Source organism: Streptomyces sp. 4F14 (assembly GCF_048159485.1).
Lineage (GTDB): Bacteria > Actinomycetota > Actinomycetes > Streptomycetales > Streptomycetaceae > Streptomyces.
Window position 1 is genome coordinate 1 of the sequence record NZ_JBLRVY010000270.1, and the last position, 357, is coordinate 357.

1 protein-coding gene is annotated in these 357 nt (G+C 69.5%); it reads left to right on the top strand.

The genetic code is table 11. From position 1 onward, the window contains the following. Positions 1-357, top strand: a 357-nt coding sequence (locus tag ACLZOT_RS50665; protein WP_416976077.1) for a SulP family inorganic anion transporter, incomplete at both ends; no start/stop codon positions are given.

Sequence of the window (357 nt, forward strand, 5' to 3'; positions counted from 1 at the left end):
GCTCGGCCAATGTGCAGGCGGGCGCCAAGACCAAGGCGTCCCGGGTCCTGCACGGCGTATGGCTGCTGCTGTTCGCGGCGCTGCTGCCCGCCACACTGGCCCTGATCCCGATCCCCGCGCTGGCCGGCATCCTGGTCCACGCCGGTTTCAAGCTGATCCCCTTCCGCGGGATCGTCTCCCTGTGGCGGGGTCACCGGGGCGAGGCCCTGATCCTGGTCGTCACGGCCGTGTCGATCGTCGCGGTGAACATGTTCGAGGGCGTGCTGATCGGTCTGGCCCTGTCGGTCGCCAAGACCGCGTGGGAGGCCTCGCACCTGAAGCTGGAGGTCATCGACAAGGGCGCGGGTCCCATCCAGG